The 15217-nt window shown below is 60.9% G+C and carries 12 protein-coding genes; 4 read left to right on the forward strand and 8 right to left on the reverse strand.

The features are described from left to right. Window positions 1-5 precede the first annotated feature (5 nt). The 8 genes from AC0VX3_RS25930 to AC0VX3_RS25965 form a co-directional block, all read right to left on the reverse strand. Window positions 6-620 carry a LysE family translocator gene (locus AC0VX3_RS25930; protein ID WP_475522926.1) on the reverse strand — a complete coding sequence of 205 codons (615 nt, stop codon included), beginning with the start codon at window positions 618-620 and terminating at the stop codon, window positions 6-8. 44 nt (window positions 621-664) lie between these two features. After that, window positions 665-2173 carry a 2-oxoglutarate dehydrogenase complex dihydrolipoyllysine-residue succinyltransferase gene (gene odhB, locus AC0VX3_RS25935; protein ID WP_475522927.1) on the reverse strand — a complete coding sequence of 503 codons (1509 nt, stop codon included), beginning with the start codon at window positions 2171-2173 and terminating at the stop codon, window positions 665-667. A gap of 73 nt (window positions 2174-2246) precedes the next feature. After that, the gene (locus tag AC0VX3_RS25940; protein ID WP_475525251.1) at window positions 2247-5234 is read right to left on the reverse strand and encodes a 2-oxoglutarate dehydrogenase E1 component; all 2988 of its coding nucleotides are present in this window, start codon (window positions 5232-5234) and stop codon (window positions 2247-2249) included. A 217-nt stretch (window positions 5235-5451) separates the two neighbouring features. Next, window positions 5452-6360 carry a succinate--CoA ligase subunit alpha gene (gene sucD, locus AC0VX3_RS25945; RefSeq protein ID WP_342891598.1) on the reverse strand — a complete coding sequence of 303 codons (909 nt, stop codon included), beginning with the start codon at window positions 6358-6360 and terminating at the stop codon, window positions 5452-5454. Then, the gene (gene sucC, locus AC0VX3_RS25950) at window positions 6360-7559 is read right to left on the reverse strand and encodes an ADP-forming succinate--CoA ligase subunit beta (RefSeq protein ID WP_342891599.1); all 1200 of its coding nucleotides are present in this window, start codon (window positions 7557-7559) and stop codon (window positions 6360-6362) included. Before sucC ends, sucD begins: the two co-directional genes overlap by 1 nt. 76 nt (window positions 7560-7635) lie before the next feature. After that, on the reverse strand, window positions 7636-8598 hold the full coding sequence (mdh, locus tag AC0VX3_RS25955; protein ID WP_475522928.1) for a malate dehydrogenase: 963 nt from the start codon (window positions 8596-8598) through the stop codon (window positions 7636-7638). 173 nt (window positions 8599-8771) lie between these two features. Further along, window positions 8772-9926 (reverse strand): cell division protein ZapE, encoded by a 1155-nt coding sequence (zapE, locus tag AC0VX3_RS25960; RefSeq protein WP_475525252.1) that lies wholly within the window; start codon window positions 9924-9926, stop codon window positions 8772-8774. Window positions 9927-10125: 199 nt separating this feature from the next. Continuing rightward, on the reverse strand, window positions 10126-11055 hold the full coding sequence (locus tag AC0VX3_RS25965) for a LysR substrate-binding domain-containing protein (RefSeq protein WP_475522929.1): 930 nt from the start codon (window positions 11053-11055) through the stop codon (window positions 10126-10128). A 129-nt stretch (window positions 11056-11184) separates the two neighbouring features. On the opposite strand from AC0VX3_RS25965, the gene AC0VX3_RS25970 reads away from it, so the two are divergent. From AC0VX3_RS25970 to AC0VX3_RS25985, 4 genes are all read left to right on the forward strand, one after another. After that, window positions 11185-11655, forward strand: a complete 471-nt coding sequence (locus tag AC0VX3_RS25970; protein WP_475522930.1) for a TRAP transporter small permease — start codon at window positions 11185-11187, stop codon at window positions 11653-11655. Beyond that, on the forward strand, window positions 11652-12950 hold the full coding sequence (locus AC0VX3_RS25975) for a TRAP transporter large permease (RefSeq protein ID WP_342891603.1): 1299 nt from the start codon (window positions 11652-11654) through the stop codon (window positions 12948-12950). The genes AC0VX3_RS25970 and AC0VX3_RS25975 overlap by 4 nt, the downstream gene beginning before the upstream one ends. A 57-nt stretch (window positions 12951-13007) precedes the next feature. Next, window positions 13008-13988 carry a TRAP transporter substrate-binding protein DctP gene (gene dctP, locus AC0VX3_RS25980; protein WP_475522931.1) on the forward strand — a complete coding sequence of 327 codons (981 nt, stop codon included), beginning with the start codon at window positions 13008-13010 and terminating at the stop codon, window positions 13986-13988. Window positions 13989-14104: 116 nt separating this feature from the next. Further along, on the forward strand, window positions 14105-15205 hold the full coding sequence (locus AC0VX3_RS25985) for an NAD(P)/FAD-dependent oxidoreductase (protein ID WP_475522932.1): 1101 nt from the start codon (window positions 14105-14107) through the stop codon (window positions 15203-15205). Window positions 15206-15217 lie beyond the last annotated feature (12 nt).

Genomic DNA, 15217 nt, shown 5'->3' on the forward strand with positions numbered 1-15217 from the left:
TCGGTTTACCGCTCCGCCAGAGCCAGACGCAGACCGAAGCCGGCGAAGGTAGCCGCGATCGTCCGGCGCATCCAGACCATGACCCGGTCGCTTTTCAGAACCCTTTCTCCGATCAGGGCGGCGAACAGGCCGTAGATCGCGAAGACGACGAATGTCATGGCCATGAAAACGCCGCCGAGCAGAGCCACCTCCAGCGCGGCATTCTTCGCTGCCGGATCGACGAATTGCGGCAGGAAAGCGAGAAAGAACACCGTCAGCTTCGGGTTGAGTATGTTGATCAGGAAGGCTGTGCGCGCAGTGGCGGCAAAGCTCTTGCGCGCCCTGCCGTCCGCCTTCAGCTCCAGCGGACCGCTGTCCTTCAGCATCTGCCAGGCGAGATAGAGCAGGTAGACGACCCCGGCATATTTCACCGCCTGGAACACCAGGGCACTGGTATGCATCAATGCCGCCAGACCGACCACGGAGGCCACGATCGCCGGGATGATCCCGAGGGTACAGCCGAAGGCGGCGGCGATGGACGCCTGCCGCCCGCCGCCGAGCCCTGCGGCCACCGTGTAGACGACCCCGGTCCCCGGAACCAGCACCACGATCAGGGCAGTCAGCAGAAACTCCAGACTCATGATGCGGTCCTCCAGAAACGGGGGCGAGGCCGGCTGCTCCGGATCTAGAGATCCAGAACCAGCCGCTGCGGATCTTCCAGGCTTTCCTTGACACGGACCAGGAAGGTGACGGCTTCCTTGCCGTCGATGACCCGGTGGTCATAGCTGAGCGCGAGATACATCATCGGACGGATGACCACCTGGCCGTTCACGGCCATCGGACGGTCCTGGATCTTGTGCATGCCCAGAATGCCGGACTGCGGCGCGTTCAGGATCGGCGACGACATCAACGATCCATACACCCCTCCATTGGAGATGGTGAAGGTGCCGCCGGACATGTCGGCCATGCCCAGTTTGCCGTCCCGGGCCTTGCGGCCGAGATTGCCGATTTCCTTCTCGACCTCGGCGATGGACATCTGGTCGGCGTCGCGCACCACCGGAACCACCAGGCCCTTGTCGGTGCCGACGGCCACGCCGACGTGGCAGAAGTTCTTGTAGATGATGTCGCTGCCGTCGATTTCGGCATTGACTGCCGGGACCTCTTTCAGGGCATGCGTCACCGCCTTGGTGAAGAAGCCCATGAAGCCAAGCTTGACGCCGTGCTTCTTCTCGAAGAGGTCCTTGTACTGTTTGCGCAGTTCCATCACCGGTCCCATGTCCACCTCGTTGTAGGTGGTCAGCATGGCGGCGGTGTTCTGGGCGTCCTTCAGGCGGCGCGCGATGGTCTGGCGCAGCTTGGTCATGCGCACGCGCTCTTCGCGGGCCTCGTCGCCGGCGGCCACGGGGCCACGGGGAATGGCGGCCGGAGCCGGTGCGGCGGCGGACGTGGCACCGGAGGCAAGCGCGTTGATAACGTCTTCCTTCAGAACCTGGTCGCGTTTGCCCGTGCCGGACACCTGATCGGCAGACAGGTTGTTTTCCGCCATCATCTTCTGGGCGGACGGTGCCGGCGGCATGGACGAGCCGGTGCTTGCGGCGGGTGCCGGCGCGGATGCGGCCGGGACCTCGACCGCCGGCGCGGCGGCGGCACCTGACGGATCGATCTGGCACAGCAGGGCGCCCGGTTCGACGGTGGCGCCGGTTTCGGCAGTGATCTTCACGACGGTGCCACCGACCGGCGCGGGCACTTCCTGCGCGGCCTTGTCGGTTTCCAGTTCCACCAGCGTGTCGTCGACCTTGACGGTGTCGCCAACCTTGACGCTCCATTCGCCGACTTCGGCCTCGGTGACGGATTCGCCCGCGCTCGGGGTGATCACATCGACAAGGTCCGCTTTGGCGGCGGGCTTGGCCGCCGGCTTGTCGGCCGATTTTTCCGGTGCGGCGGGCGCGGCGGCCGCGCCTTCCGAGATCTGACCGAGAAGAGCGCCGACCTCGACGGTGTCGCCTTCCTTGACCACGATGCTTTCCAGGGTTCCGGCAGCGGGAGCGGGAACTTCCACGGTCACCTTGTCGGTTTCCAGTTCCACCAGCGGCTCGTCCTGTTGAACGGCGTCGCCGGGTTTCTTGAACCACTGCGCAATCGTCGCCTCGGAAACGGATTCACCCAGCGTGGGCACGCGAATTTCGGTTGCCATGGTCGCCTTCTCTTAAAATTACCTGGCCAAATTTTGCGAAGAGGGCCCGAAGGCCCTCTTGAACGAATTGCGTCTAGCTTCCAAGAGCCTGTTCAAGGAATGCCTGCAGTTGCGCCAGATGCGCGGACATCAGACCGGTCGCGGTCGAGGCCATCGCATTGCGGCCGGCGTAGCGCGGCCGCCGGTGCTTGGCGTCGATCTGTTCCAGCACCCATTCGATATAGGGCTCTACGGACCCCCAGCCACCCATGTTCCTGGGTTCTTCCTGACACCAGACCATCTCGGCCTGCGGGAAGCGGGCCAGTTCCAGCATGAGCGCCTTTTTCGGGAACGGATAGAGCTGCTCGATGCGCATCAGGTAGACATCGTTGATGCCGCGCTTCTCGCGCTCCTCGAACAGGTCGTAATAGACCTTGCCCGAGCACATCACGACCCGGCGCATCTTGTCGTCGTCGACAAGCTTGCTCTTCTCGTTGAGGTTGGGTCCCCAGTCGTCCCACAAGACACGGTGGAACGTGGAGTTGGGACCCAGTTCGCTGAGCCTGGACACAGCCTTCTTGTGACGCAGCAGGGATTTCGGCGTCATCAGGATCAACGGCTTGCGGATGTCACGGCGAAGCTGACGGCGCAGGATGTGGAAATAGTTCGCCGGGGTCGAGCAGTTGGCGACCTGCATGTTGTCTTCCGCGCACATTTGCAGGAAGCGCTCCAGCCGCGCGGAGGAATGCTCCGGTCCCTGGCCCTCGTAGCCGTGCGGCAGCAGGCAGACCAGACCGGACATGCGCAGCCACTTGCGTTCGCCCGACGAGATGAACTGGTCGAACAGGACCTGCGCACCATTGGCGAAATCGCCGAACTGGGCTTCCCACAGGGTCAGAGCCCGCGGTTCGGCCAGCGAGTAGCCGTATTCGAACCCGAGCACGGCTTCCTCGGACAGCATCGAGTTGATGACCTCGTAGCGATGCTGATCGGGGGAGATGTGGTTCAGGGGAATGTAACGGCTTTCGTCTTCCTGATCATAGAGAACGGAGTGACGTTGCGAGAACGTGCCGCGCTCGCAGTCCTGGCCGGACAGGCGGATCGGATGGCCTTCCTTCAGCAGCGAAGCGAAGGCGAGCGCCTCGGCGGTTGCCCAGTCGATGCCTTCACCGGTCTCGATCATGCGCTCGCGCTGCTTCATGAACCGGCCGACCGTGCGGTGGATGTTGAAGCCCTCGGGCACACGGGTCAGCGCCCGGCCGATGTCCTTCAGTTCGTCTATCGGCAGGCCGGTTTCGCCCCGGCGCGGATCGTCCTCGTCAGAGGCCCGCTTCATGCCGGCCCATTTGCCGTCGAGCCAGTCCGCCTTGTTCGGCTTGAACGCCTGGCCGGTGTCGAACTCCACGTCCAGATGCTTGCGCCAGTCGGCCTTCATCCGGTCGACTTCTTCCTGGCTCAGCACGCCTTCCTTGATGAGGCGGTCGGAATAGAGTTGCAAGGTGGTCGCGTGCTTGCGGATCTTGCGGTACATGATCGGCTGCGTGAACGCCGGCTCGTCGCCCTCGTTGTGGCCGAAACGGCGGTAACAGATCATGTCGATGACCACGGGACGCTGGAACGTCTGGCGGTATTCGATGGCGATCTTGGCCGCGAACACGACCGCTTCCGGATCGTCCGCATTGACGTGCAGAATCGGCGCCTCGATCACCTTCGCCATGTCCGACGGATAGGGCGAGGACCGCGAGAAGCGCGGGTTGGTAGTGAAACCGATCTGGTTGTTGATGATCACGTGGACCGATCCGCCCGTGCGGTGGCCGCGCAGCGCGGACAGACCGAAACACTCCGCAACCACGCCCTGGCCGGCAAAGGCGGCATCGCCGTGCAGGAGCAGCGGCAGAACGGACCCGCGATCGACTTCCGTCGTCTCGATGAACCTGCCGTCCTTGTCGGCCGCCAGCTGATCCTGTTTCGCGCGGGCCTTGCCGAGCACCACCGGGTTGACGATTTCCAGGTGGGACGGGTTGGCCGTCAGGGACAGGTGAACGTTGTTGCCATCGAAAGTCCGGTCGGAAGACGCCCCGAGGTGATACTTGACGTTGCCGGAGCCTTCCACGTCGTCGGGTGCGGCGGATCCGCCCTTGAACTCGTGGAAGATGGCCCGGTGCGGTTTGCCCATCACCTGGGACAGAACGTTCAGCCGGCCCCGGTGGGCCATGCCGAAAACGATGTCCTTCAGGCCGAGCTGGCCGCCGCGCTTGATGATCTGTTCCAGCGCCGGGATCAGCGCTTCGCCGCCATCAAGGCCGAAGCGCTTGGTGCCGGTGTATTTCACGTCCAGAAACTTCTCGAAGCCTTCCGACTCGATCAGCTTGTTCAGGATCGCCTTCTTGCCCTCGGAGGTGAATGCAACCTGCTTGTCCGGCCCCTCGATGCGCTCCTGGATCCAGGATTTCGCCGCCGGGTCGGAGATATGCATGAACTCGACACCGAGCGTCGAGCAGTAGGTCCGCTTGAGAATATCCAGCATCTCGCGGATGGTGGCGTATTCCAGACCCAGAACGTGATCGATGAAGATCTTGTGGTCCCAGTCGGCTTCCGAAAAGCCGTAGGAAGACGGATGCAGTTCCTCGTGATCGCCCTTGCCGGCAAGGCCGAGCGGATCGAGGTCCGCGTGCAGGTGCCCGCGCATCCGGTAGGCCCGGATCATCATCAGGGCGCGAACGGAATCGCGCGTCGCCTGATGCACCTGGGCGTCGGAAACCGGCTCGCCCTTGACCTCGGCCTTCTTCTTCAGCTTGTCGCCAAGCTTCTGCTCTATCGGACCCCAGTTGCCGTCAAAGGCATTGACGAGATCGCCATTTGCCTCGATCGGCCAGTCCTTGCGTTTCCACGTCGCTCCGCGCGCTTCCTTCAGGACCGCTTCCTTCTCGTCGTGGAACGACGCAAAGAAATCCCGCCAGTCGGCGTCAACCGAATTCGGATCCGTCTTGTACTGTGCGTAAAGGTCTTCGATATAGGCTGCGTTGGCGCCGTAAAGCAACGACGTCAGTGCGAATACGTTGTTCGCGTCCTGCCGTGCCATGTTCATCTAGCGGAGGATTGCTCCGCCCTTTTTGTTTAGGCGGGCCGAAAATATGACCCGCGGCCGGTTCCCTACCATGGCCGGTGCGCGGGATGTCCTGACACGCCAGCCCCTCGAAAAATGGTCACGGCGCGCTGCCGCGCCGTAACCCATCCTTTCATCATGCACCGGGAAACGTAAACAGTTTCCGTCTCCCGCAGCAAATAATCTTGTTGAATCAGCCCTTCAAGACTTCGAGAAGCGTCTCGCCGAGCTTGGCCGGAGACGGTGACACCTTGATGCCGGCGTCTTCCATGGCCGCGATCTTGTCTTCCGCGCCGCCCTTGCCGCCGGAAATCACCGCACCGGCATGACCCATGGTGCGTCCCGGAGGCGCTGTGCGGCCCGCGATGAAGCCGGCCATCGGCTTCGAACGGCCCTTCTTGGCTTCGTCCTTGATGAACTGCGCCGCTTCCTCTTCAGCCGAGCCGCCGATCTCGCCGATCATGATGATCGACTCGGTCGCGTCGTCCGCCAGGAACATTTCCAGGACGTCGATGAACTCGGTGCCCTTGACCGGGTCGCCGCCGATGCCGACAGCCGTCGTCTGGCCGAGACCTGCATTGGTGGTCTGGAAAACGGCTTCATAGGTCAGCGTGCCGGAGCGCGAGACAACACCCACGGAGCCCTTCTTGAAGATGGAGCCCGGCATGATGCCGATCTTGCACTCTTCAGGGGTCAGGATGCCCGGGCAGTTGGGCCCGAGCAGACGGGAGCTTGATTTCTCCAGCCGTCTCTTGACCTTGACCATGTCGGCAACCGGAATGCCTTCGGTGATGCAGACGATGAACGGGATTTCCGCATCGATCGCCTCGATGATCGCCGCGCCCGCGCCTGCCGGCGGGACGTAGATCACGGAGGCATCCGCACCAGTGGCTTCCTTCGCTTCGCCGACGGAGGCGAAGATCGGCAGCTCGGCGGCTCCCTCCAGGCCGGAAGACCAGGTCTCGCCGCCCTTTTTCGGATGCACGCCGGCGACCATCTTGGTGCCGTAATATTCCAGCGCCTGTTCGGTATGGAACGTGCCGGTCTTGCCGGTCAGGCCCTGAACGATGATTTTCGTGTCTTTGTTGACCAGGATGGACATTATGCGCCCCCCTTCACGGCTTTGACGATTTTCTGGGCGGCGTCGTCGAGATCGTCTGCGGCGATCACGTTGAGACCGCTTTCGTTGATGATCTTCTTGCCGAGTTCCACGTTGGTCCCTTCCAGGCGAACAACGAGGGGAACCTGCAGGCCGACTTCCTTGACCGCCGCAACCACGCCTTCCGCGATCACGTCGCAGCGCATGATGCCGCCGAAGATGTTGACCAGGATACCCTTCACGTTCGGATCGGAGGTGATGATCTTGAACGCGGCCGTCACCTTCTCCTTGGAAGCACCACCGCCAACATCCAGGAAGTTGGCCGGTTCGGCGCCGTAGAGCTTGATGATGTCCATGGTCGCCATGGCCAGGCCCGCGCCGTTGACCATGCAGCCGATGTCGCCGTCGAGCGCGACATAGGCAAGATCATGCTTGGACGCCTCGATTTCCTTGGCGTCTTCTTCGGTCACGTCGCGCAAGTCCATGATGTCCGGATGGCGGAACAGCGCGTTGCCGTCGAAGGAGACCTTGGCGTCGAGGACACGCACGCGGCCGTCCTTCATGACGATCAGCGGGTTCACTTCCAGAAGGCTCATGTCCTTTTCGACAAAGGCCTTGTGCAGGATCGGGAAAAGCGTCATGGCGTCTTCGCGGGCCGTGCCGGTCAGTTCCAGCGCGTCGCACAGCTTGCCTGCATCCGCCTCGGTGACGCCGGTTTCCGGGTCGATCGGCAGCGTGATGATCTTGTCGGGGGTCTCTTCGGCCACCGCCTCGATGTCCATGCCACCCTCGGTGGAGACGACGAAGGCCGGACGGCCGACGGTGCGGTCGACCAGGATGGAGAGGTAAAGCTCGCGCTCGATGTCGGCGCCGTCTTCAATGTAGAGACGGTTGACCACCTTGCCGGCCGGACCGGTCTGCTTGGTGACCAGCGTGTTGCCGAGCATGTCCTTTGCGTTGGCAATCACGTCTTCCAGGGAAAACGCGAGGCGGACACCGCCCTTGGCGTCCTCGGGAAGCTCCTTGAACTTGCCCTTGCCGCGTCCGCCCGCATGGATCTGGGACTTGACGACCCAGAGCGGTCCGGGAAGCTTTTTCGCCGCGGCTTCGGCTTCGTCGGCCGAGAAGATGGCGACGCCTTCGGCCACCGGAGCGCCGAATTCCTTCAGCACCGCTTTGGCCTGATACTCATGAATGTTCATGTATTCCCCCGTTATCGGCGATCCGCCTCCGGCATGTACCGGAAGCGGCCGCTACGGTTTCAGGTCAAACGCTGCCTCAGGCGAGCGCCGGCTGAATCTTCTTGCATGCCTCGATAAGGCCGTCGACTGATGAGACCGACTTGTCGAAGTTGGTCTTTTCCTCACCCTGGAGGTCGATCTCGATGACCCGTTCGACGCCGTCGGCACCGATGACCACCGGCACACCGAGATAGGTGTCCTTCAGGCCATACTGGCCATCAAGGGCGGCAGCGCAGGGCATCACGCGCTTCTTGTCCTTGAGGTAGCTTTCGGCCATGGCGATGGCCGAGGATGCCGGTGCGTAGAAAGCGGAACCGGTCTTCAGAAGACCGACGATCTCCGCACCGCCGTCGCGGGTACGCTGGACGATCTCTTCAAGACGTTCGGCCGTGCACCAGCCCATCTTGATCAGGTCCGGCAACGGAATGCCGGCAACGGTGGAGTAGCGGGTCAGCGGCACCATGGTGTCGCCGTGGCCGCCCAGAACGAAGGCGGTGACGTCTTCAACGGACACATTGAACTCGTCGGCCAGGAAGTAGCGGAAACGGGCGCTGTCGAGAACGCCGGCCATGCCGACAACCTTGTTCTTCGGCAGGCCGGAGAATTTCTGCAGCGCCCAGACCATGGCGTCGAGCGGGTTGGTGATGCAGATGACAAAGGCGTTCGGAGCGTTCTTGGCAATGCCGGCGCCGACCTGTTCCATGACCTTCAGGTTGATCTCCAGAAGATCGTCGCGGCTCATGCCCGGCTTGCGGGGAACGCCTGCGGTCACGATGACGACGTTGGCGCCCGCGATGGCTTCATAGGTGTTGGCACCGGCCAGTTTGGCATCGAAGCCATCGACCGGGGAGGACTCAGCGAGATCGAGGGCCTTGCCCTGGGGCATGCCTTCCGCGATGTCGAAGAGCACGATGTCTCCCAGTTCCTTCAAACCTGCCAGATGAGCCAGCGTGCCGCCGATCTGACCAGAGCCGATCAAGGCAATCTTGTTCCGCGCCATATCGAAAGTTTCCCTTTACGTAAGATGGAACTCCATGCCATCCTCTGATGACTGACGATGGCACTACTCGGTTTGCCGCGACCGCGCAACCTCGCCAAAAGATTATTGCGCAATCTCAGCCAAAAAGTCTCTAATCTTCCCGTCTGCATACTTCTCGTTAACGATATGCAGACCTATGCGTGCGAATTCCGTCTTTCTCCCGCAAGATACGCTTCGGACCGCATCTCGATCAACCGCGACGCCGTCCGGTCGAATTCGAAGGCTTCCGTACCGTCCTCGCCCACATAAAGATCCTGTGGTTCGGCTGCCGCCGACACGATCAGCTTGATGCCGTTATCGTAAAGCGTGTCGATCAGGTTGATGAATCTCTTGGCCTCGTTGCGCCGCGCCTTCGACAGGACCGGCACGTCCTCCAGAAACACCGTTCCGTAGGCATGGGCGATGCGCAGATAGTCGCTCGCACCCAGCGGCTGCATGCACAGGTCATCGAAGGAAAACCGCGCCGCACCGGCCGCCACACAAGGCACCGGAATTTTGCGGCCCTTGTTCTCGAGCTCTTCGGAATGTGATTTCATGCCATGGGTCAGCTTTGCGAAAAGCGTATCCATCTGCGTCCGCGCGCCGTCCAGCGGGGTGATGTAGACCGGGGCGCCGGCAAGCTTCTCCAACCGGTAGTCCGTCGGCGAATCCAGATGCAGGATCTCCACCCTGGAAATCAGCATGTCGATGAAGGACTGGAAGAGCTGCCGGTTGAGGCCGTCCTTGTAGAGCTTCGACGGCTCGACATTCGAGGTCGCCACGACGATCACGCCTTTCTCGAAGAGCTGCGTGAACAGGCGGCCCAGGATCATCGCGTCGGCAATGTCGGTGACGGAAAACTCGTCGAACAGCAACAGCCGCGTTTCTTCCGAGATCTGTTCGGCCACCGGGGGGATCGGGTCGTCGCCCTTGACCTCGCCGCGCTTGTGCGCCTGGCGGTGTGCGTGGATGCGCTCGTGGACATCCGTCATGAATTCATGGAAATGCACCCGTCGCTTGCGGCGGATGACCGTGACCTCATGGAACAGGTCCATGAGCATGGTCTTGCCGCGCCCGACGCCGCCCCACATGTAGAGCCCCTGCACGGCGGACCAGATCTGGTTCTTCTTGCTGGCGAACAGCCAGCCGAGAGAGCTTTTCTTGGAGGCCAGGCGCGTTTCGGCAAGACGGGTGTTGAGCAGGTCGAGCTGGCGCACGGCCGCCCGCTGTACCGGGTCTTCCGATATCTCGCCGGATGCGACCAGCGCATCGTAGCGCGCGCTCATCGCGCGGTTGACCGGCAGTTCCATCTTCAAAGGCGATACTCCCTCCATGAGAACTCATGGGGTCGCGCGTGAGACCAATTGCACGGCGGAATAAGGTCAAAACGTCGCAGATGCAAGTCATGAAATCGTCTGATCCATCCCATCCTGTCATTTCAACTGATTGAAATGCAAAGCCTCTCGGACAAGTGCCTGGCGATCATCGCCGCAGATACGTCTTCCGACTTCAGATAAGACCCTCATCGACGCTCTTGAGAAGCCTGGACGTCTCCAGGCTCAGATGGGTCACGAATTCCTGCGCAAGCCTTGAGGCCGGGCGGTTCGCCGGCGTCATCACCGACATGTTCAGATAGAGGTTGGGCCGGAAGGGCCGGAAGATCACCCCACCCCTATCCCCGAAGCTCCGGGCATGACTGGCGGCACTCAGGCTTTCGCAGATCGTGTAGCAGCCCCCCTGGGAGACCAGTTGCAGCGCAGGCAGAAAGGTCCTGAGTTCAAATCTCTGCCTGAGTCGCGCGCCAGCGTCTTTAAACGCCTTGCGAATCTGCACGGTGCTGACGTGGTCCTCAAAGAGCACAGCCATCGGCTTGTCGTGAAGGTCATTCGGCGTAATCGCGGACTTGTGAGCCAGAGGATCCCCAACCGGCATTGCGCAAAGGCAACCAAATGCAAAATCTTCCGTCCGAATGGTTCTGCGCGGCTCAGGCGTTTCGGCAAAGCCGACATCGTATTGCTGAGAGGCAATCCATTCCGCGACGACGGGCGAGGACCGCATCATGAGCGAGACCTCAATGTTGGACTTGTCCCGCGTAAATTCTCCGACAACCCTCGGCAGGAAAAAGTTCGACGCAGCCGGGTTGCAGGCAATCTTCAGCTTGCCCCTGTCAAGATTTCCGATTTCCCGCAGGATCCGGGCGGACTGGTTCATGCGTTTGAGCATGAACTCCGCTTCTTCCATGAAATAGTAGGCTTCCGGTCTGGCGACCAGCCGCCGTCTTTCCCGCTCGAAAAGCGGAAAACCTATCTCCCTTTCCAGCCCCGCAATCATGGCGCTGATTGCCGGTTGGGTCCGGCCGAGCGTCCGGCCCGCCTCGGACACAGAGCCGGTTCGCATCACTTCGACAAACGTCTGGAGTTGGCGGAAAGACAGATTCATGCATTTTCCATAAAGCCACTCTATCAAAATAGCAATATTTTCGATTTGTATTTATGTATTGACGGCTTCTAAAGTCGAGACAAACACGCATTGGCCAGTCAAGAGGCCGGACACCGTTGGGGATCGACTTTGCAAAAATTCGCACAGTGGCTGCTCACAGCATTGATTTGCTGTGTGGCGCTTGGCCAGTTTGTTCAGGTTATTACACGCTATGTTCTGCAGGTTCCGGTGATGGGCCTGGAAGAGACGATCCTGTTTCCGACCCTTTGGCTCTACATTCTCGGCGCCGTCAACGCGTCGCGTGAAAACACGCACATTCGCGCGAATGTACTGGAGATCTTTCTCAAGACCGAACGCCAGCACACAATCCTGGCCATCATCGGGGAAATCATCAGTCTCGCAGTCGGTCTGTGGCTGCTGTACTGGGCGTGGGACTACACCAGCTACGCCTGGCGCGTGTGGCGGGAAAGTCCGACCCTCTACATTCCCACCTTCTATGCCGACGTTGCTCTGGTCACCGGCCTCTTCCTGATGATGGTCTACACGGCCCATTATCTTCTCGGCCATATCAGGACCTTGATGAACGGAGGCGCACGATGATCGATATCGCGCTTCTTGCCATCGCTCTGCTGGTCGTGACCCTGACATTCGGAGTGCCGCTTCCCTGGTGCTTCGGCGCCGCCCTGATGACGATGTATTTCATCGGCGACGTCACCATGAAGGGCATGGTCCTCTGGGGGTTCCAGCAGCTCGGCAATCCGGTCCTGCTCGCAATTCCCCTGTTCGTGCTGGCCGGCACCATCATGTCGGAAAGCGGTATCGCTGCCGCCCTGCTCAGATTTGTGAATGCATTCGTCGGCCATGTGCGCGGCGGGCTCGGCGTAGTGGCGGCGGTCACCTGCGCGGTCATCGGCGCCATCTCCGGCTCAGGCCTCACCGGTGTCTCGGCGATCGGCCCGCTGCTCATTCCGGAGATGGAAAAACGCGGCTATCCCCGCGCCTATGCCACCGCGCTGATTTCAAACTCATCCATCCTGGGTCTCCTCATTCCACCTTCGGCAACGATGATCCTCTATGGCTGGGTCACGGATACCTCGATTGCCGCCTGTTTCCTGGCAACGCTCGGTCCCGGTTTGCTCATCATGTTCAATTTTTCAGTGGTGAACCTCTGGATGGCCCGCAGGTTCAACCTTGTGCTGGACGAAAAGCCGACTGCGGCGGAGTTTACCGGAGAAGTGGTCAGACGAGGAATCCACGCCTTTCCGGCTCTGCTCATGCCGGTCATCATCCTCGGCGGCATCTACGGCGGCATCATGACACCGACGGAGTCCGCGGCTGTGGCGGTGATTTACGCGATCCCCATCGGATTCCTCATCTATCGCGGCCTGCGCCTCGACAACTTCCTCGCAGCCGGCAAGAACGCGGCCACGGCTGTCGGCGCCATCATGCTGATGATCCTGTTCTCGATGATCCTTGGCCGGATGTTCATCTACGAAGGCATTCCGCAACAACTTGTCAGCGTGATTTTCGACATCACCGAGAACAAGATCGTGTTGCTGATCCTGATCAATATCCTGCTGTTTCTCGTTGGAATGGTGGTCAATGACGCCACAGCCATCCTGCTTGTCGCACCGCTTCTCCTGCCGCTCATGCAGGCGCTGGACGTGAGCCCTGTGCAGTTCGCCGCGATCATGGGTGTGAATACCGCGATGGGCGGCGTGACCCCGCCCTATGCGTCCATCCTCTATCTCGGCGCCAGAATCGGCAACGTCAAAGTCACCCAGGTCATACCTCCCGCCATGATCCTGATCCTGTTCGGCTACGTTCCGGTGGTCTTCCTGACCTCCTTCTGGCCGGACCTCTCGCTCTACCTGCCACGACTGTTCGGCTACTGAACCGAGCCGTCCAATGAAACAAAAAACAAAAACCGCATAACCAGAAAGGGAACTATCATGAACATACTCTCGGGAGCGACTGCCGCTGTCGCCATTGTCAGCCTTGCCTGCGCCGCTCAGGCCACGGAACTGAAGATGAGTCATGTCCGTCCGCAGGGAGCCACGATCGATGTCGAACTGAAGGACTTCGCCAGGTCCGTGAAGGACGCGACGGACGGCGGCATAGACATCAAGATTTTTGCCGCTTCCGCGCTTGGCGACTATACCGTCGTCCAGGAAGCTGTTTCGGTTGGCGCCGTCGACATGGCCACCCAACCAGCCGCGACGGGTACCGACCGGCAGATGCAGATCGCATCCTTTCCGTTCCTTGCCTCGAACTGGGATGAGGCGCGCAAGATCTATGGGCCGGAAGGCGTTCTTCATCAGACCATGGCCGAACTTTACGCCAAGCAGGACATAACCATGCTGGCTGCCTATCCTGTCTATTTCGGCGGAATTTCGCTCAATCGCGACCCGATCGATCCGGGAGACCCGTCGAAATCGAACGGGATCAAGGTCCGCGTTCCAGGCATCAAGAGCTTCCAGCTTACCGGACAGGCGCTCGGGTACATTCCCTCCCCGATCCCGTTTTCCGAGGCTTTCACGGCCATTCAGACAGGCGTCGTCGATGGCGTCATAGGTTCAGGAGCCGAGGGTTACTACGCGTCCTTCCGGGACGTGACCAAGACCTACATCCCGGCCAACACGCATTTTGAAGTCTGGTTCATGATCATTTCCAACGAGTCTCTGGCGTCCATCGACTCGCAAGAGCAGGACGCCCTGAAATTGGCGGCCGCAAACTTCGAGGCCCAGCGCTGGGTTGTTGCGGAAGAAGATCAGGGCAAGTGGGAACAACGCCTTGCCGACGAACTGGGGACCAATGTCGTCGAACTGACCGATGCCCAGCTTGCCGCCATGGCCGCCAAGGTCCGCAAAGACGTTCTGGCCGCAGGTGCTCGCCGACATCGACGCGGAATGGGGCCAGGACATCCTGGATAAAGCGCGGAACTGAGCCGCCCGCTTTCAAACAAACGCGGACAGCCTTGAATCGTGAGGCCCCGCCGGCCGGCAAGATTTTGCCGGCCGGACTTTCAACCACATGAATGAGACATATCATGGAATCGGACTACGCCATCATCGGCGGAGGCGTTGTAGGGCTTTCCGTCGCCTGGGGTCTGCTCAAGCAGGGCAGATCGGTGACGGTCATCGATGGCGATGACGGAAGCTTCAGGGCTTCCCGCGGAAATTTCGGACTGGTTTGGGTCCAGTCCAAGGGGATGAACCAGCCACGCTACGCGCAATGGTCGCAGCAATCGGTCAAGGCGTGGCGCGCCTTTTCGGACGAGCTTCACGGCAACACCGGTTACGAGGTCGGCCTCGAACAAAACGGTGGCTACGACTTCCATTTTTCCGAAGAGACGCTCGCCGACACTGTCCGGCAGTACGAAACGCTGAAAGCGAAACTGGGTGGCGACTATCCGTATGAGATCCTTGGACACAATGAATTGCGAAAGGAAGAACCCGAAATCGGTCCTAAGGTGATCGGAGCGATCCTCCATCATCAGGATGGTCATGCCAATCCGCTCAAGCTGCTCAAGGCGCTGGCGGACGATGTTCGCCGTCTCGGCGGCCGTGTCCTGACCGGCAAGACCGTACAATCGGTAAGCCGGACCGGAAGTTTCAGGCTGACCTGCAACGACGGGACCACGGTCGAGGCCGCCAAAACCGTGCTTTCGGCCGGCCTCGGCGCGACCGAACTCGGACCCAGGATGGGCTTCAAGGCTCCGATACGACCACAACGCGGGCAGGTTCTGATTACCGAAAAGCTGCCAAGGATCATGAACCGGCCGTCGCTGATCGCCCGTCAGGTCGAGGAGGGAGGGGTCCAGATCGGTGCGACGAATGAAGAAGTCGGATTAGACGATACGGTCACATTGGAGGGTCTGTCCGGTCTCGCCCAGACCGCCATTGAAACCTATCCCGTACTCGGCAGGGCCCAGCTTGTGAGAAGTTGGGGCGCGTTGCGGGTCCTCTCTCCGGACGGACTGCCCATCTACCAACAGAGCAAGGAAATGCCCGGGGCGTACCTGGTAACCTGCCACAGCGGCGTCACGCTGGCGGCGGCCCATGCACGATTTCTCCCGCACTGGCTGGAAGGAACGCCAGCCGCTCCCGACGTGAAGGTGTTCAGTGAGGACCGCTTTGCAAATTCGTAAACTTTCATCCGG

Source organism: Roseibium sp. QJM3NY_11 (genome assembly GCF_056173175.1).